The sequence below is a fragment of the Bacillus sp. CH_70 genome (assembly GCF_038007045.1).
Lineage (GTDB): Bacteria > Bacillota > Bacilli > Bacillales > Bacillaceae_G > Bacillus_A > Bacillus_A cereus.
In genome coordinates this window covers 2,304,794-2,325,884 of the sequence record NZ_JBBOWL010000001.1, presented here as the reverse complement: position 1 = coordinate 2,325,884, position 21,091 = coordinate 2,304,794, and the positions used below count along the sequence as shown (strand labels likewise).

Genomic DNA, 21,091 nt, shown 5'->3' with positions numbered 1-21,091 from the left:
TAAAGGAGATAAAGAAAATGAAAAAGTTTTTAGCAATTATTACACTATGTTTATTATTTTCTAGTTTTACTATTGGCTGTGAGAGAGCGTCACTAAATAGAATTGGTAAAGATGTATATTACATGCAGATAAAAGGCGAAGGAACTATCGAAAAGGTAGATGGTAGAAACTTACGAAACTATACGCTGCCCGCATATGATGAAGATGGCGTCAAAAAACAAATTACATTTAGAAGTACAAAAAAAGAAAACAATCATAAATTAAATGCAGACGCGTTTTTACGCCTTTATGTAGATCAAGATGATAATAATAAAAATGAAATATCATCAATTGAAGTAAAGTCCTATGAAGAGATTCAGAAAGCAGATTTGCCTGAAAAAATAAGAGAAAAGTTTACTATTAAATAAAAAAAAAGAAAATGCTCTATGCATTTTCTTTTGTTCTTTTCACCTGTATATATTTTGAACTACTATTATTCATCAGTTTCTCTAACCGATTTATATTCTCCGTTAATGCACCTTTCACAAGAGAGAAATCTGTATTTGATTCTTCTTTTTTTTCTTTAAAAAACGAAGACTTTTGCACATTGACTTCAGCCATCTCTTCTCCCCCTTTTCAAAAAGATACAACCTTTTATTTATATTATATAGCAAATGTAGAAAGAGTGTACACTTATGATTTTCTTTTTAATTCTTCTTCTAATTCTTCTACTTGCTGCAACGTATCCCCTTTTATTAAAGAGAAATCTGTTGTATCTTCGTTATCTTCTTTAAAAAAATCATTGTCATAATCTTTTACCACTACAATCACCTCTACATGCTAGTGTAGGAATGATTGTCCAATTTTATTCAACTTTGTCGGATTTTGTTTTTAATTTATGTATATAAGAAAAGGACAGAAAAAGATTCTGTCCTTATTTACTAAAATAACTATGATGTATTGTTAAATTATATACATTTTCAAAATCCCGATCTTGCAGGTTATTTTTCTTTCCATCAATAACAATGAAAACGTCACTTACTATTTTTGCTGGTATAATCCCGACATTTTCTACTTGCACCGCTTTCTGCTCATTCAATTGCTCGATATGTTCTAACGGAACGATAATACTAAATTGCGAGCGAATACCACGAAAGTTTGTATTTAATTCCTTCGCGGCTTCAAAAACAACAATTTTCGCACCAATCTTTTCCCCATATGAATCTAAAAATGCATTTAAGCTCTTTATATATTCCTCTTCCGTATGCCATTCCATCGTACCGAATACTGATGGATTAACATTTTGAATAATTGTCGTGTATATTTCTCCTCTCGCTTTAGATGCAATTAATGATCGTTTTATTGATTGAACTGTCTTGCCAATATCGCTAAATTTCGCACCCCATATTTCTGAAATATTAGGTGTTAAAATGAACGCAATATCAACAAAAATAACCATTGCAGTAAACATTAAAAGATTTTTCCAGAGGGTTAAATCAATTCCTTTTATCATGAAATACACGGTGACAGATATGATAAACAAACCATACCAAGTCTTTCTAATACGTTGCTTTTTCTCCTCGTACAACTCCTCATTTTTCCAATAAAAGAAAACAAGGACTACAAAGACAATCGCTAAAACAAATAAGCCAATTCGAATGTTAGAGATCATTAATCACATCACCCTCCATTCAAAAACTACTCACGATATCATTACATGCGCAAGCTGCTCTCTTTATGACAAAAGACGTGGACAAGCTTCTAAAATTAGCTACATCGCATATACATTAGAAAGTACCACTTCTTTTATCCTGTTATTTGTGGGCAGTAAGACCCCCACTGATTAAAATTTCACTTTACCATGAGTCTATATTGTATATGTAGACAAGCATTCATTTCAAATTTTCGTATTAAAAAGAAATATGTTTCGGAATTTCCCCTTCAGGTACTTCTCCATCCATACTTAAATAATAATGACGAATCGGACGTAAGTTTTCGTCTAATTCATAAACAAGCGGAATGCTAGTGGGAATATTTAATGAAACTACACCATCACTTGAAAGGTTGTCTAAATATTTTACTAGCGAGCGAATTGTGTTACCGTGTGATGAAATAATTACTTTATTACCACTTTTTAATGTCGGCGCAATTTCTGAATGCCAATAAGCAAGTACTCTCTTCTCCGTATCCTCTAAACATTCAGTTAACGGAAATTCACCTTTTTTGAGTGTTTTATATCTTGGATCATTCGCTTCATATCGAGAATCGTCTTCAGTAAGAGCCGGTGGTCTTACATCAACACTTCTTCTCCAAATATGAACTTGCTCCTCACCATATTTTTGAGCAGTTTCATCTTTATTCAGCCCTTGCAATGCACCATAATGTCTTTCATTTAGCTTCCAAGATTTATGTATTGGGACCCAAGTAAGATCCATCTCATGAAGTACAATCCATAACGTCCGAATTGCGCGTTTTAATACAGATGTATAAGCCACATCAAAAGTATATCCGTTTTTCTTTAATATTGCTCCTGCTTCTCTCGCTTCACTTAATCCATTCTCTGATAGATCAACATCTGTCCATCCAGTAAAGCGATTTTCAAGATTCCATAAGCTTTGTCCGTGACGAATAAGTACAAGTTTTATCATTATAATTCCCCTTTCGGAAATGTGAATTTTATTGTTCCATTGCGTACACGTATAAAGTATCTAGTAATGTATCTTTTTATCCATTCACTCTATGACCAAATCATAGTTGCCAAATGTATGGATAAAATTTGTTCTTTTTCAAACGATAAAAACAGAAGTTTTTTCATTATTTTTGATCGACTGGTATTTCACGTTTGGATATCCAAGCATCAAAACCTGATCGGCTATTTGCCATTTCATTCATAACTTGGTGCCAATTGTCCTCACATGATTCACCAAATTTCGAAAAAATAACACCCATTTGTTGTCTTTGTACATCACTCAGTTTTTTCTCTAAATCTGTACCTTTTTCTGTTAAAGACAACTGTTTCACACGTCGATCATGCATAGCTTCATTACTCTCAATTAAGCCCTTTTCCACAAGTTGACGTAGCGGTCCGTGGAGAGCTTGTTTACTTATTTCTAATAGTGATAATAACTCATTTACACTTATCCCTGGAAAACGTGCGATAAAAAATAAAATTCGATGATGTACTCGTTGAATGCCATATTCTTTTATAATTTCATCTGGCTTTTCAGTAAATGTTTTATATGCAAAATAAAATAATGCTAATGCCTCATTCATCTGTTCTTCTTTATGTTGTGTCATCTACTTTCCCCCTGTATGTAAATTATACCACAATCTAGTAATGAATATTTTAATCAACGCATTAGAACTTATTTAGTCTATTGAAACATTCATTGCATAATTAGGAGATGATTCATTTGAAAAAACAATATACTGTAAGTACATATTTATTGGATAGACTACATGAATTAGGAATTGAACATATATTTGGGGTTCCTGGTGATTATAATCTTGCCTTTTTAGATGATGTGGTAGCACATGAAAATTTAAAGTGGATTGGCAATTGTAACGAATTAAATGCTGCATATGCAGCAGATGGGTACGCTCGCATAAAAGGAATCGCTGCTCTTATTACTACTTTCGGAGTTGGAGAATTAAGCGCTATTAACGGTATTGCTGGCTCATATGCGGAAAACGTGCCAGTTATAAAAATCACGGGTACGCCACCAACAAAAGTAATGGAAAATGGAGCAATCGTCCATCATACGTTAGGAGATGGAAAGTTCGATCACTTTTCCAATATGTATCGAGAAATCACTGTGGCACAAACAAATGTAAAACCTGAGCATGCTGCTGAGGAAATTGACCGTGTTTTACGTGCATGTTGGAATGAAAAACGCCCGGTTCATATTAATTTGCCGATTGATGTATATAATAAACCAATTAATAAACCTACAGAACCAATTTTATATAAACCGATTTTAAGTAATAAAGAAGCGTTGGATAAAATGCTACTACATGCCACTTCAATAATAAATAACGCCAAAAAACCTGTAATTTTAGCTGATTTTGAAGTAGATCGATTTCACGCTAAAGAAAATTTACATCAATTTGTAGAAAAAACTGGGTTTCCCATCGCGACGTTAAGTATGGGAAAAGGAATATTCCCAGAAAAACACCCTCAATTTATAGGGATTTATACTGGTGATGTAAGTTCTCCGTACTTGAGAAAAAGAATTGATGAATCTGATTGTATTATTAGTATTGGTGTGAAGTTAACTGATACTATTACAGGCGGCTTCACACAAGGTTTTACAAAAGAACAAGTTATAGAAATCCATCCCTACACTGTGAAAATTATAGATAAAAAATACGGTCCAGTTGTAATGCAGGATGTTTTACAACATTTAAGTGATTCAATTGAGCATCGTAATAAAGATACCCTTGACGTTAAGCCATTTATTTTAGAATCATCACCTTTTACTGAAGAGTTCATTCCAAAAGCACAAATGGTCACACAAAAACGTTTTTGGCAGCAAATGTACCATTTCTTACAAGAAAACGACGTCTTAATTGTAGAGCAAGGAACACCTTTCTTTGGTAGTGCTGCTATCCCTCTACCTAATAACACTGCATATGTAGGACAACCGTTATGGGGATCTATCGGATATACACTGCCCGCTCTACTTGGTACACAGCTCGCCAATTTATCACGGCGCAACATTTTAATTATTGGTGATGGTTCTTTCCAAGTAACTGCCCAAGAGTTATCAACTATACTACGTCAAAATTTAAAACCGATTATATTTTTAATCAATAACAACGGATACACCGTTGAACGTGCCATTCACGGCCAAAACCAACCTTATAATAATATACAAATGTGGGATTACAATAAACTATCAATGGTATTTGGGTCAGAAGAAAAAAGTCTAACATTTAAAGTAGAAAATGAAGCAGAATTAGCAGAAGTCTTAACAAATATAACTTTTAATAAGAATCAACTTATCTTTATTGAAGTTATAATGAGCCAAAGCGATCAACCTGAATTGTTAGCTAAACTCGGGAAAAGATTTGGTCAGCAAAATTCTTAATATAAAAGCATAACCTAATTATACAATTGGTAGTGTAAAACTTGTTTTGAGAATAGTTTCGACACTCAAAATACATAAGGAAAAGGATGGAAAGCACCATCCTTTTCTATTTTAAGAGCATTCTTCGACTAACGCCCCGTATGACAAGCAAAAATTCTTAATCCATCTTTAACTTTATAGCTTTTGTCGCAATAAATGTTTTAATATGCTTATCTAATATCCTTGTTCCACCAAAATCATCCTCAAAAAAACCTGTTATAACAAAACCAGCTTCAATTTGGCCTTGGATTTGGTCTTCTAAAGTATGCGCATATTCTATTGTTTGATTTGAATCGATGTAATCTTGAACTTCATCCTCTGGTAAATAATCCAATGTTGATGAAGGAATTGAATGTTTAACATCAAGAATACCTTTTTGCTCTTGGTTATCATCAAAAATCCATAGTAACGGATTTGTAAATCCAGCAATAAGAATACCTTTATTCTTTAAAACCCTAGAAACTTCATCCCATACAAGATGAACATCTTTTACAAACAAATTAGAAACAGGATTTATAACAATATCAAAATATTCATCCTCAAAATCACCAAGGTCTGACATATCTCCTTGTACTGTTTTCAAAGTCAAACCATCCCGTTTTGCTACCTTTTCATCTTGTTCCAATTGCATCTTAGATATATCAGTAACTGTTACATCTGCTCCAGCAGCAGCTAGAACAGGTGCTTGTTGTCCACCACCTGACGCTAAGCAAAGTATCTTTAATCCATCTAATGACTTTGGAAACCACTCTCTAGGAACTGACTTTTCCGTAGTGACTGTAATCTCCCATTCACCTGATTTGCTTTTCTCAATAATCTCGCTACTTACAGGCTGCGTGTATCTAGAACCTTCTTCAACCTTCTTATCCCATGCATTACTGTTTTGTTGTGTAATATCCATTGCGATTAGTCCTCCTAACGATCTAGTTGCATTTTAAGTGTAAACTTATTAACTATTTATGCTTTCCTTTTTCTATTAACCCGCCTGATAGTTCATACATAGTTGTCTATATTTATATTAACAGATAAATACTAATAATTACTAAAAATTCTAAAAAGACACAAAAATACACATCCATTCCATTCATTTAAAATAATCGTAGAATTGGTAAGTTTTAAACAACTCATTTCCACAAAAAAAGCATTCCAAATCTGTTGACAGTTGGAACGCTTTTTTATGTTATTTAATTTTTCAAGCTTTTAACTAAATCCATTAAACAAATAAGCTACGCTTTTTCTTTTTTATTCAGCAAGAGTTAACTGCCAAGATACACCATACTTATCATTTAACCAGCCAAACTTTTTACTAAACGGATAAGAACCTAAAGGCATAAGAATTGCTCCATCCTGCGCTAATTTATGAAAGACCGTTTCAATTTCTTCTTCTGTCTCACAAGTTACATAAAGAGACATAGCTGGAGTGAATGTGAAATTATGATTTACATAACTATCAATACACATAAACTCTTGGCCATTTAGCGTAAAAGTTGCATGAATTACAGTTCCCTCTTTACCAGGTCCATTTTCATCGTAGCGAGAAATACTTACAATTTCTGATTGATCAAATAGCGACGTATAAAAATTCATCGCTTCCTCAGCTTTGCCCTCAAACATTAAAAACGTAGTAATTTTTTGATTTGCGTTACTCATATGGAGACAGCCCCTTGTTATGTATTTATGTAAAACATACGTCACCCAAAAACCGAACGTATATTCCTATGAACATATTGTCTATAAAAACGATGAGTTTGTCAATTATCTACTTTATTATTTCTTCTTAAATAACGCTGTCCAAAGAAATGATTCTCCAAACATTTCATTCGGTTGTTTTATTTGTTTCATCCTTCTAATCTCAATTATCTCAAATTCTTTAAATATCTCTCTTAACTTTTCTTCCGAGTATGCAAGACCACCTTGTAGACTCCATTCTCTATATACGTCCCAATCTGTTATTTCTGATCCATTTCGTTCATCTAAATCGCCTGCCGCAAAACATGTTAATCCGAAATAACCACCCGATTTTAATGAGTTTTTAATTAAATCCACATAATTTATTCTTCTATGCGGTGGAATGTGATGCAAACAGCCCGAATCGTATACAAAATCAAATTCGTTTTGAACCTCTAAATTAAAAATCGAATCACAAATAAAATGAATTTCTACCTCTTTTGCCACTGCCCTTTCTTTAGCCCAATTAATGCCTTCTACAGATAAATCCACTGCTGTTACATCAAATCCTTGAGTCGCTAAATAAATGGCATTTCTACCTGGACCACATCCAAGTTCTAATACCTTCCCTTTTGAAACTCTCTCTTTGTGTATATACGAAACTAGATTCTCATCTGGAACATTTTCAAAAAACGGAACATCCTTTTCTCTATTCTCATAAAACTCATTCCAAAATGGTTCTGCAGGTCTTAATAATGAATCAAGCATTTTTAAAATGTCTTCTTGTGTGTGTAACGTTTCAGTTTTCATTTGTACCCTCCATATTTCAATAGTCAGAAAATCATTATATAACTATCCGAACATTCGTACAAATTAAAGCTCCACATTTTATTTTTTCTTTATTTTTTTAATTACTTTAAATACGGTAAATGAAATTATAAACTTTACTCTTATGGTGCAAATGCATACCAACCTAATCTTAAAATACAAAAAGAGCCACAAATTTTGTGACTCCTTCTGCATTAATAATTGTATCAGGATTTTTTATTATATATATCGATTTCTCTATTAACAAACGATATAACTCTTCATCCCAATTACCACTTCACACTTTAACGACCACGTCTTTGCTGACCTTGCTTTGTACTACCTTTTTTATTACTTGGCTTATTAAATGATCGGTTATTTTCATTTCTAGAACTATTTCTCGAACTATTTCTTGAATCACTTCTCGAGCTATTTCTCGAATCACGTCTTGATTCACTTCTTGAACCTTCGCGGCTATCTCTTTGACGATTTTGACCTGATTTCTTCGGAGCCGGCTTTGGTACCGGTTTTCCATTTTCATCTACACGTTTTATCTTCGGTTGTTCGATTATTTCTCTTTGTATTGGTGCACCAAGCGTTTTTTCAATTTCTTCTAAATGTTTTTCATCTTTCGCTGCAACGAACGTAATTGCAAGACCTGATCCACCTGCACGTCCTGTTCGGCCAATGCGGTGAATGTAACTTTCTACATCTTCAGGGATATCAAAATTAAATACGTGCGTTACACCATCTACATCAAGTCCACGAGCTGCTACATCCGTTGCGATTAAGTACTGAATTTTAGCTTCGCGGAAACTCTTCATAACTCTTTCACGTTTCGCTTGAGGTATATCACCATGAAGTTCAGCACAATTATAACCTAGTCCTTTTAAATTATCATAAAGCTTACTTGCTCTAACCTTTGTACGACAGAAAATAACTGCTAAAAATGGCTGATCACGATCCATAACAAAACGAAGTGCATCTGGCTTTGCACGATCTGTTGTCTCAATGACACGCTGTTCAATTGTATCTACCGTTACTTCTTCACTTTGTACTTGAATCATTTGCGGCTCATCCATATAACGTTTCGCCAATTTTTTAATATCTTTTGGCATCGTTGCTGAGAATAACATCGTTTGTTTACTACCAGGTGTCTCATCTAAAATATCTTCAATATCATATAAGAAACCGAAATAAAGCATTTGATCCGCTTCATCTAGTACAATCGTTGAAAGATTACTTAAATCAATTGTTTCACGTCGTATATGATCTAATAATCGTCCTGGTGTCGCTACAACAATATGTGTATTACCTTTTAATTTTCTCAATTGTTGTGCTACATCTTGTCCGCCATATATCGCTAGTACATTAATATCTTCTCTTTGAACAAGCATTTTTTTAATTTCAGTTGTAATTTGCAGGGCTAATTCCCTTGTTGGTGCAACGATTAAAGCCTGGACATCACTACACTCTGGATCAATTTTTTCTAAAATCGGTAACACGAATGCTAACGTTTTACCCGTTCCTGTTTTCGCCTGCCCAATAATATCTTTACCTGACAGAATAACAGGAATTGCCTTCTCTTGAATTGGTGTTGCTTCTGTAATTCCATTTTCACGTAATGTATGATTAAAAGTTTCACTAATTCCTAATTCTAAAAAGTTTTTCAAATAGACCACTTCTTTTCCTTATTTTTCACATTAGCTTTCATTGTACCATTTGTTTCGCCAAATATGAAAAATAAAAAAATTCTTATCTTCTTTTTTTATATTCATCCTGTACTAGATGAACAAATTCTTTTTGCTTTTTCTCAGATTTTATTAATGCTTCCATGTTAGTAGAAGACAAAATGAACTTCTTAATTTTTCTATTACTCCAAATTAAACTTGTATACTTCGGATCTTCATGTAGATTTCGAAACCACTCTAATTCACTTAATTTTGCAACATGGTGTTTCAATTTCATGTCATTTCGAGGATAAAATAAAATGATATCTGCTATTACATCAAATAACGAACCCATCTTCTCCCCCCTATACATATATATTTCAAATTTACGGAAACATAGTTAAAGGGTGATGGAATTGAACACTACATTCATAAAGATATTTTTCATATTTTTCTTACTATATTTTCAGTCGACCTCAATTATTATGGCAAAATCTCGAACAAATGTGATAAGTGAATTTAAACAAGCTTTACTCAAAAATGATAAAAAATTAATGCAGTCATATGTAACAGAAGGAGTTGAACTACCTACTTTCCAAAAGGAAAAACCTATTCATGAAATTAAAATAGTACCATCTCCAAAAGAAGATACTACAATTCTTATTTCTTATTTCAAAGGCACTAATGATGAATTTACTGTCGGTTTCATTTTAGAAATAGTAACAAAAAATAATAAAATATCTCAAATCAATCAAATTTATGATGGGAATCCACTTATGAAAGAAGCTACTATCGTAAAAGAATATGAAATGAAGTGTAAGGAACATATACTTACTCCTACAAAATTCCCGTTCGAAATTCACGAATTTCAAGGGTACATTTATAACGATTACTTAAACCTCCAATACTACAATGAAGATATTAATGGGATTTTTAAAATCACTGTTTCACCAGTTCAAAACAAATTAGGCTTCTATGTACCTAGTGGAGCTAAGTTCTACAGCTTAAAAAATAATATAAAAGCATTATATAATCCTCATTTTGATTCAGCATATGAGCTTATCTTTCAGCAGAATGGTTTTCAATATACAATTGCAATTGGTAACAAACGCTATATACAAGGTAAATATAACGTAAAGGATTTAATTCAAATTGCAGAATCTATGAATTAAAAAACCAATCTTTTCTATATCAAAAAGATTGGTTTTTTATTATTTTATACAGTAAGTTTTCCTCCATGATAGCAATAATACTGTGCTGCTTTAAAACTTTTAATCCTATTTAAAGACTGTTTCGCTTTTTCTATATCCAAACAAAAATTCGGATTAGCTATTACTAACTCACGATTCTCTTGAACAGCCGCATCTCCCGTAATTACACAATCTAAATTCGGAAAATATAATGAAATATGCCCCGAAGTATGTCCTGGCGTCGCTACTATTTGACATTCATTATTCAAAATCATTTGACCATCATGCACTTTTTCATCGACGGAAATATGTTTTATATTTTTTAACTGTTGTATAAACCATTTACCAAATTCTTTTTCTTCATTTGGCATACGTTCTAACATTTCTTCAGCTTGAACTAACCTCTCTGATTTTATATCACCACTAATATAGTTAGATTCAATTTCACTAGCAATAACATTAATATTTGGATATTTCACTTTAAAATCATATACAGCCCCTATATGATCATCATCATAATGGGTAATAATTATATTCTTTAAGTTTTTCATCTCATATCCATGTTTTAATATTGCATTTTCAATTAAAGGTAAAAAACTTGGATATCCTGTATCGACTAACGTTAATTCATTATGTAATATAATTAAACTTGGATAAATACATTGTTTTTGCCCGTTAAATTCGAATTCAATTGGTAGTTCTATTATTTTCATTTTTCTTCCCCCATACCGCTTATAAAATGCATAATAATAACTAAATCATTCACATACATCTTACAATATATATACTATGTAGCGGAACACTGTGAATCGTTACATAATCCACATTATATTATTTTGAACAGGTATTCCCCTATTTTTATGGAAATATATAATTAAGAAAAACAATAAAATTGATTAATCTCTCTCTTCTTTGTCCATCCTTTTAAAAAATCTATGTTTTTGTAAAAGGAGTGTTTATATGGAGAAACAGACCCTTTGGAAAAAGTTCAAAAAAAGCTCTGTAAACCTCGGTAAATCCAGCGTATATGAAAGTATTATTTTATTCTACACAATGAAAAAGAAAGAATTACCTACTAAAGCGAAATTCATAATATTAGCCACTTTATCTTATTACGTATTAGCAATTGATTTTATTCCAGATATAGCTGCTATTATTGGGATCGGCTTATTAGATGATGTTTTAGCAATCGCTGTAGCGCATAAATATGTGATGCGCCATGCAGATGCTGAAATTCGAGAGAAGAGCAAAGTAAAGATGGAGTCATTATTTACTTCAGCACAAGCATAATTAAACTATCTAGTCATTTACCATGAGAGCATTGCAGAATAAATTCCTAAACAGTAAAAGAATTTCTCTTAGTCCTCAAACCGTAAACAAATAGGGTGTCAGCACTTATTCCTAAGTTCTGGCACCCTTTTATTTGTTCTTATTTCTATCTGTTATACAGTTGCATGTGTCCCCTTATACAAAACTGCTATTGCCGCGACTATAAGGATCACACCCATAAAAGCAGGTGCAGCATGACCAAGCGATACATAGATTTGCCCTCCAATAATAGGACCAATCATTCTTGCTAAAGCTTGAATAGATTGGCTTCCACCTTGAATCCTTCCTTGTTCACTAGAACTAACAGACTTTGAAAGCATCCCGTTGAATGAAGGCCCGAAAATTGAATCCCCAAAACCATACATCAGCATCCCAACGATAAGTAGTGGATAGAGTGAAAACAAAGCTGATGCCGCAATAAAACTGTATCCTATAATCTCCGAAACCATCCCAAGAATTGCTATTTGTTTATCACTAAGCTTGATCAAAAGCTTTGGCATGATAAAACTTTGTGAAACAATGTCTTGAAAGCCCAAAATTGAAAACATAAGTCCGATTAATGCAGGTTTCCAACTGAAAGTATCCATTGTAAATTGCGTGAAAATTGCTTGTAAAGATCCGTTAGGTATCCAAAGTAAAAACGCTGAGACAAGTAACCACTTTAAATTTTTCATGGAAAGTATGTTTGCTAGCTGTACAAAAGGATTTAACCTTACAAAAGTAATCTCTTTCAACCTATTATTTTTTTCAAGGCTCTCAGGCATATATTTGATCCCATATACAACATTTATTAACGTTATGATTGCACCAAAATATATAGGTACAGTATCACCAAACTTGGCAAGTATCCCCCCAATGGTTGGGCCAATGATAGTTCCCGCACCTACAACTGCACTCACCCATCCAAAATATTTCGTTCTCTGTTCTTTTGGAATGATGTCTGCAAAATATGCGAAGATAGTACTTATGCTCCCGCCTGTTATTCCTTCTATTATGCGTCCAGCAAATAGTACCCATAAAGCTCCTCCTATTCCAAAAACTAAGTACCCAATTGCAGAACCAAATAAGCATATTAAAAGTAATGGACGACGGCCATACTTATCGCTTAAAGCCCCGAGTACTGGGGCAGCTAAAAACACGCAAGCCGCATATACGGAAGTTAGTAGTGTAACAACTAATGCTTGTTCTTCCGGATTACTTATATATGGCTGTACTAAGAATGGCACTACAGGCATGATGATACTGAAACCTATACCACAAAGAAATACAGAAATAAGTCCGAATAGTAAAGCATGTTTATCTATGTTTTTTTCAGTTTTCCTTTCATTTTGTGATCTAAATATAGACATTTAACTTCTCTCCTTAAAACATTTTGTTGCTTCTTCAACAAAATGATAACTCCGTTTTGTTGATTAGTCAACAAAAATACGATAAAAAAGCAGCCTATTCTCATTAAAGTAAGGCTGCCATTTCATTATTAAAATGTATTACGATTTAATATGTACACCTTGTTTCTTTATTTCTGCATCCAAATGTCTACTATACTTTTCCACGAAACTAATTATACTGTCGAATTCTTCTTCAGTTACTTGCTCAAATACAGCTTTATCCCGCTCTTGAAACTCTTTATGCAGATCTTCATGGATTTTATAAATTTCTTTCCCTTCTTCCGTAAGCCTAAAATAAATTTCTTTCTTATTTTCTGACTTTTGGTAGCTTTCAATAAGGCCTTTTTGTATGAGCTTCTTAGTCATTCTACTTATAGCACCGCGAGTCACATAAAAAGCCTCTGCGAGTTGTGTCACGTTAGAATCTGCATTGTTTTCAATATATTCAATGCAGTGAACTTCAGAAGACTTAAAACCTTTAAGACCTTCTTCCATCTTATCTTTATTAAGCCAAACCAGCTTATTATATAATTCCCTGAAACCGTTCATGACCTGTTCTTCTTTATTCATGACCTGCCCTCCTCACCGCTCATTAGCACATTAAAACTATTATATTAAATTTCTGCTTATGTTTCGACAATATTGAAATAATTATTGTAACGTTCAAGATATGTGTAAAAATTGGCGCTTAAATAAAACAATTCATTAAACAGCAAAATTATTGATACTTACAGTAAACGGTAGACAAAAAGTAAGAGCTAAGATCATTTCTCTTAGCTCTTCTTTTATAAAACTATTTCACTTCATTGGCGACAAAAAAGTGCTCACATACACTTGATATGCGCTGTAAGTCCACGTTCCCACCGGATATAACAGCTACTACTTTTTTCCCTTTTATATAACTATCAACTGTTCCTGCAAGAAGTGCAGCAGTTGCTAATGCACCTGCACCTTCTACAACAGCTTTCCCACGTTGTAATAAATCTTTCATCGCTACTTCCAGTTCTTTTTCTGATACAGTTACAATATCATCTACTAATTCTTTTACAATTTCAAATGTTAATTCCCCTGGTATTTTAACTGCGCAACCATCTGCAATAGTAGGTGCCTCATAATGTTCTACGATTGCTCCTTTATCGTAAGATGCCTTCATTCCATGAACATTATCTGCTTGGACACCAATTATATTAATCGATGGATTAAAAGATTTTAATGCTACAGAAATACCAGAAATAATTCCGCCTCCACCTATTGGTACAATAACAGTATCTACATCCCACATATCATCAAGAATATCTAATCCAATTGTACCTTGACCAGCCATTACCTCTACATCATCATATGGATGTAAGTATGTCTCACCTGTTTCCCTTATAATTTCTTCACATTTTGCCTTTGCATCATCAAAGGTTTCACCATGTAAAATCACTTCAGATCCATATCCTCTAGTTGCTTCAACTTTCGCCTGCGGTGCAGAAATTGGCATAACAATTTTACTCTTAATACCGAGTAAATGAGCAGATAATGCAACTCCTTGTGCATGATTACCTGCTGAACATGCAATTACACCTTTTTCTTTTTCTTGATCCGTGAGCCGCGACATTTTATTAAATGCGCCACGGAATTTAAAAGAACCCGTTAATTGCATATTTTCTAATTTCAAATGAATTTCTCCGCCCGTTTTACTAGTCAAGTAAAAAGATTTTACTAATGGCGTTTTACGAGCATTTCTATCTAGAATCTTGTGAGCTTTTTTAATATCGTCTATATGTAATGGTAGTTTTCTAGTTATCATTCTTACACCTCTTCCAATGTTCTATTCCTAAGTTTTCGTAAGTCGTAGCTCCTTTATACGAAAAGAAAAAGTCTTTATATATGTACCCCACTCTGAAATAAACACATTTGCAAACAATTTAACATCCTCTTCATATCACGTTCTTTATAATGATTCAGGCATGCAATTTGGATCCAGTTATTCTTTTGTAAATACGCTGATTCATAATGGACAATATATCCTTGTAAAGCTAACGCATCACCTACCGTTTTAGAAGACTGACCTTCGCTTAATTGAATTGTAAATATAATTTTCGCGGCATGTTCTTTAGGTGAAACAAGCTTTAACCCCATATCAGTAATAACTTCTTCAACATACTCGTATGTCTCTTTAATTTTTACAAATACCTTTTCATCTTCAAATCTCTTCAACGCTTCTTGCAATGCATAAATTAAATTCCATGATTGTGAGTATGGAATGCTTTCATTTTCTTCATACATACCAATGTCCATATAGGCCGGCACAGCCTCGTTTATTTTTACAATGTGGTTATGAAAAACGAAAGAAATTCCTGTATATGATTTAATCGCTTTACCGCTAACACCACTTGCAAAATACACATCCTTTAAGTCTAATGGTATTGCTCCAATTGAGCTTATGCAATCTACACATAGTTTTATTTGATTCTCGTTACAAAGAGTGTTTAGCTCGTTTAAATCGTTTAACATTCCAGTAGATGTTTCATGATGAACAAACCAAAGCCATTCATAATTTCCAGTTGTCATGATTTCTTCTAATTCGGTATAAATAAATGGATCTCCCATTTCCTTTTTATAAGTATCAAAATGTAACTGTGCTCGTTTTGCATGTCCAACTAATCTATTACCAAATTCCCCATTTATTAATACTAGTCCTTTCCCTTTTGAAGAACGTAACTGTAAAGCGATCGCATCATTTGCTAACGTCCCTGTTCCTAACATAAGCTGTACATGTTTTGCTTTTGTCATGTAAAGTAACCGTTTTTTCACATTGTCCATCATCACTTGAAATGACTTAGAGCGATGCGAAATAGGCCGCGTAGAAAATGCCTTTCGAACGTTCTCTTCAATGTCTACTGGACCAGGTAAAAACGTATATTCTTTCGTCATAATCCCCCCAACGCTCGATTCTTCAAACATAACAGGGATAACATACATTGGCTGGAAGGCCGCTTCTTCTGTACCAACTAACGTATGGAAAACTTTGAATCCCATTTGCTCATATAAAGCTAGTTCACGTGTTGTTGCAGAAATGAGTGCTAATTCATATCCATTTAGAAGCAAATAACGATGTAGAAAACGGATTAATCCTAACAACGCTCTTCCATTCCTATATTCACGTTCTACTGAAAGTAAACGAATTTCATACACTTTTTCTCCATGCTCTTGCAAATAAACATCTAAATTTGAAATTTTATAATCTAACGAGAATGGTCGTTTTCCCCGCACCGCGACCATACCTACTAATCTATCCTCATCTAAACAAATTAAATATGTATTTTCTTCATGAAACCGATCTATACGAAACCGGTCTTTCGTTTCTTCATGTTGCGGAATCTCTTCTACAAAAGTTTTATAATTTAATTTATGTATACTTTCAAATTCCCAATCTTGATCAGCAACTTTATAAATTAACCCCATGCCTTATCTCCTTTATCTATTTAATAAAAAATGATAAGTGGAGATTATCCCCACTTATTAAACATTTATTTTATTCTCGATTTACATATAGAATAAGTACAATAATCATTCCACTTAAAATAGTCGTAACAACAGAATAAGAATAAAGAATCATACAAATTGGTAAACAAGCAATCGTAATTAGTCCTGGCTTCGTAAATCCTTTGAATATTAAATAAAATACAATAAAAATGCCTATGAGGGTAAGCGCTATCAAATAATCAAATGCGATTAATCCTCCAATAAATGTTGAAATACCTTTACCGCCCTTACCTTTAAATAAAACTGGGTAAATATGTCCAATAATAACGGCCAATAATGTTAACATTATGAATGTAGGATCTTCAAAAAGATATTTTGCAACAGTAACAACGATTGCCCCTTTAATCGCATCCCCTAAAAATGTAGCGATGAAATACCCTTTTCCATATACGCGCCCCATATTTCTTGCGCCAGGATTTCCGCTTCCTTCATCCCTAATATCAATGTTATGTCTCAATTTTGTTACTATATAAGCGGTCAATATGTTTCCAATTAAATAAGAAGCCACCAAATATAAAAACTGCATACTATTAATCATGTAATCATTCACTTTCTAAATGGGAATACATATACAATATTCAATTACTACGTATATTGTACGTTTTTAACATACATCCCTTTATACATTTTAACATCATATTTTTACAAATCATACAAAAATTCTCATGCGCTAATTTTAAAAATATATATCCCTCATTAAATGGTATGTTCCTTTCACTGCTGATTGTGATTGTGATATAAATGTACCTTCTCCTATACTTTTCTCGCAGCATTTCTTAAATACAGCAAATATTTCAGGAACTAAACGCAATATACTGCCACTTACTGCAATTGGAGTTGAGCGCTTAAATTGCATCTTGTTATAAACATCTACCGTAATTCTTGCTAATTCCTTTCCAGCTTGCATTATAATTTCATGCGCATCATCATTGCCACTTCTCGCTTCCTGAATAACTAATGGTGCGATTGCTGCAATTTTATCTTTAGAAGAAGTATATACTAAGCTTTTTATATGAGACGGTGTCAAAAGTTGAAACTGCCTTTGAATATTCAAACTCAATGGACAAAGGCTGATTCCTTGATCGAATTGAATTGTCATTTTCTTTAAAGCTTGTAATGCAATCCAATATCCGCTCCCTTCATCTCCTAAAATATGTCCCCATCCACCGCTATACTGATATACTTCTCCTTTCTTTCCTATACAAATTGCACCTGTACCACCTATAGTTAATATTCCATCCTTACCTTTTAAAGCAGCTGCATGCGCGATCATTGCATCATTAAAAATTTCAATTTTTGTTCCGTATTTCTTTTTTAAACGTAATGTTAATTCATTTGTATTCGCTCCGCTTATACCAGCTAATCCTAAACAAATACAAACGCAATGCTCATTTATTAAATTCTTCTGGCATTGATTAATTGCTTCCATAATATGCAAAAGCGCCTGATCAAAATCTATTAATACATTTCCAAATCTGCTCGTACCTCTTACAACTTCATTTCCGTTTTGATCAAATGCAATTGCCTCTGTCTTCGTTCCCCCGCCATCTACTCCAATCATATACTTCATATGTTCGCCTCATTTTCATTTACATATTGGAGGGAATGTTACATTCCCTAAAACCACGGAATTCTTAGCACCTGTTGCGCTCGGCACATTACTCGGATTACGATGATACGTTTCGTTTGCTAAAATAGCAAATGCAATCGCTTCTTTCGCTGCTGAAGAATGACCAATATCCTCTTGTATACATATACTACATTTCTCTTCTCTTAATCCATTCCGTATCATTTCAACAAGTGTATTATTATAACTTCCACCACCACCTAAAATCACCTCATCAATGTCATAATACGGTAAAATACACTCCTTATAATGATGAACAATTGAACATGCTGTAAACATCGTGACAGTTGCCAATATATTTCCTTTACTATGCTTTTCAAATCGATTTAATAATTCAGTCACAAACGCTTCTCCAAAATCTTCTCTACCTGTTGATTTTGGTGGTTTCACGTTCAAAAATGGATGGTTCATACAGTATGTTAAAATTTCATCTACAACCCCCCCTTGACTTGCGATCCAACCATTTTGATCATATGGTACATGAAATAATCTTTGACATACTTCATCGATTACCATGTTGCCTGGTCCAGTATCAAAAGCAATAACACTCTCATTACTTCGTTTACTTAGAACCACTGTAACATTACCAATCCCGCCAATATTTTGCAGTAGTCTATTTTTAGTTTGATGCCGATATAAAATAATTTCTGAATATGGTACAAGTGGTGCACCTTGTCCCCCTGCCGCCATGTCCATCGTTCGGAAATTCGAGATAACCGTCGTGTTCGTTTCATATGCTATTACTGCTGGTTCCCCAATTTGCAATGTTGAAGAAATAATATTCCCTTCTTGCTTTGGCTGATGATAAATCGTTTGTCCGTGAGAGCCTATTAAATCTAATTGTCTCAACGGAAAATTGGCCTCTTTACAAACTTCCTTTACAGCATTGGCGAAGCATAAACCAAGTTTAAAATTTAAACTACATATAAGTTGGACATTCGAAGTTTCAATTGATAACGCTTGTTGGATCTCATTTTTCATATCATTACAAAATGGAACAGTAGTAAAATGGATGAGTTCGATTTTAGAATCTACACCACTTCCTTCTATATGAACGAGCGCTACATCTATTCCATCTAATGAAGTACCAGACATTATCCCTGCAATATACATAACGTGCATGACCTCCTATTTACTAAAAAACAATCATGTAAGTAACGAACGTACAACCAATCGAAAACAATATAAATCTAAAAAACAACTGAGCTTTTGATGCAAACGATCCATCAATGAAAGAAACAACTACCGTAAGCAAAACGCTTGCCGCAATACTTGTAACGAGCCATATACTATGCATTTGTGATAGATTTAGCATGCCTAATAAAGGGACAAAAAGTAAATTTGCACAAATCACTCCAAATAATAATAAAAATACGCCTTTATAACTAAATTTTATATTCATTCTATTTCCCCCTTTCTAGTTTTAATGTGAAAGAAGTGATAGACAAAAAGTCTATCACTCAAAATAACAGCGTGCAGATTAAGGATTAACAGATTCCCCGTCACCATTCTTTTCAATTTCAAGCATATTTTTGTCGTACATTTTAAAGAATGGTAAATAAATAAGGAACGATATTGCTATATTTATAAAAACTAATACAATCGCACGCCAATCTCCACCTGTTGCTAAATATGCACCAATTGGAGCAGGTAATGTCCATGGCGGCATAATATGCGTTGGTGTTACAAATCCCATCGCAGTTGCTGAATATGCAACAGTTGCTGTTACAAGTGGTGTAATGATAAATGGGATAATTAAAATTGGATTTAGTACAATCGGTAATCCGAATATGACTGGTTCATTAATATTAAAAATACCTGGAACAATACAAGTTCTTGATAATGCTTTCGAATATTTCGATCGACCAAATATAATCATAGCTAATACAAGCCCTAACGTCGCACCAGAACCGCCAATCCATATAAACCATTGATATAACGGCTCTGGTGAAATAAATGGCAACTGATCTGCTCCACTAGCAACTGCTTCACCATTTTTCCCTAGGTATACTTCCCATAATGGCCGAGCAACAGTTCCAACAACCGACACACCATGGATTCCGAATGACCAAAAAAACGTAATTAAAAACACTGGAATCATTACACCGAAGTAACTATCCCCAGCTTTTACTAATGGTGCTGCTAATTTATCAACAACATGGTGTAAATCAATGCTAAAAACGACAGTTACTAGACTCATTATAATAATAACGAATGCAGCAGGTATAAGTGCTTCAAATGAACGCGACACAGATGGCGGTACTTGTTCTGGCATTTTAATCATTACATTTTTCTTCTTACAAAATCTTAAAATCTCTACGGATAAAATAGAAACAATCATCGTCACGAATAATCCATGACCTCCGAGATTTGTCATTGGAAGCATAAATCCTTTTTTATCAATTAATTCGGGGGTTAATGTTAATAGCAGTGAACATACTGCAAGCTGTGCTCCTGATAAAGCATCTAATTTATAACTTTTCGCTAAATTATATCCTATTCCAAATGCTATATATAAGGACATAATAAACATAGTTAAACGATATGGTATCAATATACTTGTTTGATTCTTTAATGCCCAAACCGATATGAAACTATCTTTCGGCAGTGGTGGAAATGCTACTATTAAAAAGAAGCTTCCTACTATAATAAATGGTAACGCCGAAATAACTCCATCACGGATTGCTTGTAGATGCCTCTGCTCAGAGAGCCTTGCCATCGGGCCAGATAAGTTTTTATCAAGAAACGTGACAAACTTATTCATAACGCT

General features: G+C 33.6%; 24 protein-coding genes. 4 read left to right on the top strand and 20 right to left on the bottom strand.

Going from position 1 to position 21,091, the window contains the following annotated elements:
* Nucleotides 1-17: 17 nt before the first annotated feature.
* Nucleotides 18-407 carry a YxeA family protein gene (locus N2V79_RS11950; RefSeq protein ID WP_000713869.1) on the top strand — a complete coding sequence of 130 codons (390 nt, stop codon included), beginning with the start codon at nt 18-20 and terminating at the stop codon, nt 405-407.
* A 16-nt stretch (nt 408-423) separates the two neighbouring features.
* Here the strand turns inward: N2V79_RS11950 and spoIISB are convergent, their stop codons facing one another.
* The 5 genes from spoIISB to N2V79_RS11925 all read right to left on the bottom strand — a co-directional run bounded on the left by spoIISB (nt 424) and on the right by N2V79_RS11925 (nt 3,276).
* Entirely contained in the window at nt 424-600 is a 177-nt protein-coding gene (spoIISB, locus tag N2V79_RS11945; RefSeq protein ID WP_000852629.1) for a stage II sporulation protein SB, read from the bottom strand.
* A 72-nt stretch (nt 601-672) separates the two neighbouring features.
* The gene (locus N2V79_RS11940) at nt 673-801 is read right to left on the bottom strand and encodes a hypothetical protein (protein ID WP_000237818.1); all 129 of its coding nucleotides are present in this window, start codon (nt 799-801) and stop codon (nt 673-675) included.
* A gap of 112 nt (nt 802-913) precedes the next feature.
* Entirely contained in the window at nt 914-1,651 is a 738-nt protein-coding gene (locus tag N2V79_RS11935) for a type II toxin-antitoxin system SpoIISA family toxin (protein WP_340719888.1), read from the bottom strand.
* A gap of 238 nt (nt 1,652-1,889) precedes the next feature.
* Nucleotides 1,890-2,627, bottom strand: coding sequence for a 2,3-diphosphoglycerate-dependent phosphoglycerate mutase (gpmA, locus tag N2V79_RS11930; protein ID WP_016512840.1), 738 nt, complete (start codon nt 2,625-2,627; stop codon nt 1,890-1,892).
* Nucleotides 2,628-2,793: 166 nt separating this feature from the next.
* Nucleotides 2,794-3,276 (bottom strand): MarR family winged helix-turn-helix transcriptional regulator, encoded by a 483-nt coding sequence (locus tag N2V79_RS11925; RefSeq protein WP_340719887.1) that lies wholly within the window; start codon nt 3,274-3,276, stop codon nt 2,794-2,796.
* A 107-nt stretch (nt 3,277-3,383) separates the two neighbouring features.
* Here N2V79_RS11925 and N2V79_RS11920 point away from each other — a divergent pair, with 107 nt between their 5' ends.
* Complete coding sequence (locus N2V79_RS11920; protein WP_340719886.1) at nt 3,384-5,069, top strand: alpha-keto acid decarboxylase family protein; 1,686 nt, start codon at nt 3,384-3,386, stop codon at nt 5,067-5,069.
* A 157-nt stretch (nt 5,070-5,226) separates the two neighbouring features.
* On the opposite strand, the gene N2V79_RS11915 is transcribed toward N2V79_RS11920, so the two are convergent.
* The 5 genes from N2V79_RS11915 to N2V79_RS11895 all read right to left on the bottom strand — a co-directional run bounded on the left by N2V79_RS11915 (nt 5,227) and on the right by N2V79_RS11895 (nt 9,608).
* Nucleotides 5,227-6,009 (bottom strand): class I SAM-dependent methyltransferase, encoded by a 783-nt coding sequence (locus N2V79_RS11915; protein ID WP_340719885.1) that lies wholly within the window; start codon nt 6,007-6,009, stop codon nt 5,227-5,229.
* Nucleotides 6,010-6,350: 341 nt separating this feature from the next.
* Complete coding sequence (locus N2V79_RS11910) at nt 6,351-6,758, bottom strand: VOC family protein (RefSeq protein ID WP_000063589.1); 408 nt, start codon at nt 6,756-6,758, stop codon at nt 6,351-6,353.
* A gap of 117 nt (nt 6,759-6,875) precedes the next feature.
* Entirely contained in the window at nt 6,876-7,586 is a 711-nt protein-coding gene (locus N2V79_RS11905; RefSeq protein ID WP_340719884.1) for a class I SAM-dependent methyltransferase, read from the bottom strand.
* 302 nt (nt 7,587-7,888) lie between these two features.
* Nucleotides 7,889-9,265: a DEAD/DEAH box helicase gene (locus N2V79_RS11900; RefSeq protein WP_002164545.1), complete on the bottom strand. Its 1,377-nt coding sequence runs from the start codon at nt 9,263-9,265 to the stop codon at nt 7,889-7,891.
* Nucleotides 9,266-9,338: 73 nt separating this feature from the next.
* Nucleotides 9,339-9,608 carry a hypothetical protein gene (locus tag N2V79_RS11895; protein ID WP_053564499.1) on the bottom strand — a complete coding sequence of 90 codons (270 nt, stop codon included), beginning with the start codon at nt 9,606-9,608 and terminating at the stop codon, nt 9,339-9,341.
* Between the two features lie 55 nt (nt 9,609-9,663).
* On the opposite strand from N2V79_RS11895, the gene N2V79_RS11890 reads away from it, so the two are divergent.
* The gene (locus N2V79_RS11890; RefSeq protein WP_075719201.1) at nt 9,664-10,425 is read left to right on the top strand and encodes a hypothetical protein; all 762 of its coding nucleotides are present in this window, start codon (nt 9,664-9,666) and stop codon (nt 10,423-10,425) included.
* A gap of 44 nt (nt 10,426-10,469) precedes the next feature.
* Here N2V79_RS11890 and N2V79_RS11885 read toward each other — a convergent pair whose 3' ends face one another.
* Nucleotides 10,470-11,156, bottom strand: a complete 687-nt coding sequence (locus tag N2V79_RS11885; RefSeq protein ID WP_025688171.1) for an MBL fold metallo-hydrolase — start codon at nt 11,154-11,156, stop codon at nt 10,470-10,472.
* 247 nt (nt 11,157-11,403) lie between these two features.
* On the opposite strand from N2V79_RS11885, the gene N2V79_RS11880 reads away from it, so the two are divergent.
* Nucleotides 11,404-11,733, top strand: a complete 330-nt coding sequence (locus N2V79_RS11880) for a YkvA family protein (RefSeq protein WP_078401247.1) — start codon at nt 11,404-11,406, stop codon at nt 11,731-11,733.
* Between the two features lie 152 nt (nt 11,734-11,885).
* On the opposite strand, the gene N2V79_RS11875 is transcribed toward N2V79_RS11880, so the two are convergent.
* From N2V79_RS11875 to N2V79_RS11835, 9 genes are all read right to left on the bottom strand, one after another.
* A complete protein-coding gene (locus N2V79_RS11875; protein WP_097997623.1) occupies nt 11,886-13,121 on the bottom strand; it encodes an MFS transporter in 1,236 nt (411 codons plus the stop codon).
* 138 nt (nt 13,122-13,259) lie between these two features.
* On the bottom strand, nt 13,260-13,730 hold the full coding sequence (locus N2V79_RS11870; RefSeq protein WP_001030898.1) for a MarR family transcriptional regulator: 471 nt from the start codon (nt 13,728-13,730) through the stop codon (nt 13,260-13,262).
* A gap of 223 nt (nt 13,731-13,953) precedes the next feature.
* On the bottom strand, nt 13,954-14,955 hold the full coding sequence (gene tdcB, locus N2V79_RS11865; RefSeq protein ID WP_000632954.1) for a bifunctional threonine ammonia-lyase/L-serine ammonia-lyase TdcB: 1,002 nt from the start codon (nt 14,953-14,955) through the stop codon (nt 13,954-13,956).
* Between the two features lie 74 nt (nt 14,956-15,029).
* On the bottom strand, nt 15,030-16,613 hold the full coding sequence (locus N2V79_RS11860; RefSeq protein WP_340719883.1) for an aminotransferase class V-fold PLP-dependent enzyme: 1,584 nt from the start codon (nt 16,611-16,613) through the stop codon (nt 15,030-15,032).
* Between the two features lie 70 nt (nt 16,614-16,683).
* On the bottom strand, nt 16,684-17,232 hold the full coding sequence (gene plsY, locus N2V79_RS11855; protein WP_088020971.1) for a glycerol-3-phosphate 1-O-acyltransferase PlsY: 549 nt from the start codon (nt 17,230-17,232) through the stop codon (nt 16,684-16,686).
* Between the two features lie 138 nt (nt 17,233-17,370).
* Nucleotides 17,371-18,264: a BadF/BadG/BcrA/BcrD ATPase family protein gene (locus tag N2V79_RS11850; RefSeq protein WP_098852540.1), complete on the bottom strand. Its 894-nt coding sequence runs from the start codon at nt 18,262-18,264 to the stop codon at nt 17,371-17,373.
* A gap of 15 nt (nt 18,265-18,279) precedes the next feature.
* Nucleotides 18,280-19,434 (bottom strand): anhydro-N-acetylmuramic acid kinase AnmK, encoded by a 1,155-nt coding sequence (gene anmK / locus N2V79_RS11845; RefSeq protein ID WP_098852541.1) that lies wholly within the window; start codon nt 19,432-19,434, stop codon nt 18,280-18,282.
* A 22-nt stretch (nt 19,435-19,456) separates the two neighbouring features.
* Complete coding sequence (locus tag N2V79_RS11840) at nt 19,457-19,723, bottom strand: hypothetical protein (protein ID WP_001021963.1); 267 nt, start codon at nt 19,721-19,723, stop codon at nt 19,457-19,459.
* A gap of 78 nt (nt 19,724-19,801) precedes the next feature.
* A complete protein-coding gene (locus tag N2V79_RS11835; protein WP_001032277.1) occupies nt 19,802-21,085 on the bottom strand; it encodes a PTS sugar transporter subunit IIC in 1,284 nt (427 codons plus the stop codon).
* Between the last annotated feature and the right edge of the window lie 6 nt (nt 21,086-21,091).

Excerpts from the sequence above, each read along its gene's own strand:
- N2V79_RS11950 (WP_000713869.1), top strand. The coding sequence starts at position 18 with ATGAAAAAGTTTTTAGCAATTATTACACTATGTTTATTATTTTCTAGT.
- spoIISB (WP_000852629.1), bottom strand. The coding sequence starts at position 600 with ATGGCTGAAGTCAATGTGCAAAAGTCTTCGTTTTTTAAAGAAAAAAAA.
- N2V79_RS11935 (WP_340719888.1), bottom strand. The coding sequence starts at position 1,651 with ATGATCTCTAACATTCGAATTGGCTTATTTGTTTTAGCGATTGTCTTT.
- gpmA (WP_016512840.1), bottom strand. The coding sequence starts at position 2,627 with ATGATAAAACTTGTACTTATTCGTCACGGACAAAGCTTATGGAATCTT.
- N2V79_RS11925 (WP_340719887.1), bottom strand. The coding sequence starts at position 3,276 with ATGACACAACATAAAGAAGAACAGATGAATGAGGCATTAGCATTATTT.
- N2V79_RS11920 (WP_340719886.1), top strand. The coding sequence starts at position 3,384 with ATGATTCATTTGAAAAAACAATATACTGTAAGTACATATTTATTGGAT.
- N2V79_RS11915 (WP_340719885.1), bottom strand. The coding sequence starts at position 6,009 with ATGGATATTACACAACAAAACAGTAATGCATGGGATAAGAAGGTTGAA.
- N2V79_RS11910 (WP_000063589.1), bottom strand. The coding sequence starts at position 6,758 with ATGAGTAACGCAAATCAAAAAATTACTACGTTTTTAATGTTTGAGGGC.
- N2V79_RS11905 (WP_340719884.1), bottom strand. The coding sequence starts at position 7,586 with ATGAAAACTGAAACGTTACACACACAAGAAGACATTTTAAAAATGCTT.
- N2V79_RS11895 (WP_053564499.1), bottom strand. The coding sequence starts at position 9,608 with ATGGGTTCGTTATTTGATGTAATAGCAGATATCATTTTATTTTATCCT.
- N2V79_RS11890 (WP_075719201.1), top strand. The coding sequence starts at position 9,664 with ATGGAATTGAACACTACATTCATAAAGATATTTTTCATATTTTTCTTA.
- N2V79_RS11885 (WP_025688171.1), bottom strand. The coding sequence starts at position 11,156 with ATGAAAATAATAGAACTACCAATTGAATTCGAATTTAACGGGCAAAAA.
- N2V79_RS11880 (WP_078401247.1), top strand. The coding sequence starts at position 11,404 with ATGGAGAAACAGACCCTTTGGAAAAAGTTCAAAAAAAGCTCTGTAAAC.
- N2V79_RS11875 (WP_097997623.1), bottom strand. The coding sequence starts at position 13,121 with ATGTCTATATTTAGATCACAAAATGAAAGGAAAACTGAAAAAAACATA.
- N2V79_RS11870 (WP_001030898.1), bottom strand. The coding sequence starts at position 13,730 with ATGAATAAAGAAGAACAGGTCATGAACGGTTTCAGGGAATTATATAAT.
- tdcB (WP_000632954.1), bottom strand. The coding sequence starts at position 14,955 with ATGATAACTAGAAAACTACCATTACATATAGACGATATTAAAAAAGCT.
- N2V79_RS11860 (WP_340719883.1), bottom strand. The coding sequence starts at position 16,613 with ATGGGGTTAATTTATAAAGTTGCTGATCAAGATTGGGAATTTGAAAGT.
- plsY (WP_088020971.1), bottom strand. The coding sequence starts at position 17,232 with ATGATTAATAGTATGCAGTTTTTATATTTGGTGGCTTCTTATTTAATT.
- N2V79_RS11850 (WP_098852540.1), bottom strand. The coding sequence starts at position 18,264 with ATGAAGTATATGATTGGAGTAGATGGCGGGGGAACGAAGACAGAGGCA.
- anmK (WP_098852541.1), bottom strand. The coding sequence starts at position 19,434 with ATGTATATTGCAGGGATAATGTCTGGTACTTCATTAGATGGAATAGAT.
- N2V79_RS11840 (WP_001021963.1), bottom strand. The coding sequence starts at position 19,723 with ATGAATATAAAATTTAGTTATAAAGGCGTATTTTTATTATTATTTGGA.
- N2V79_RS11835 (WP_001032277.1), bottom strand. The coding sequence starts at position 21,085 with ATGAATAAGTTTGTCACGTTTCTTGATAAAAACTTATCTGGCCCGATG.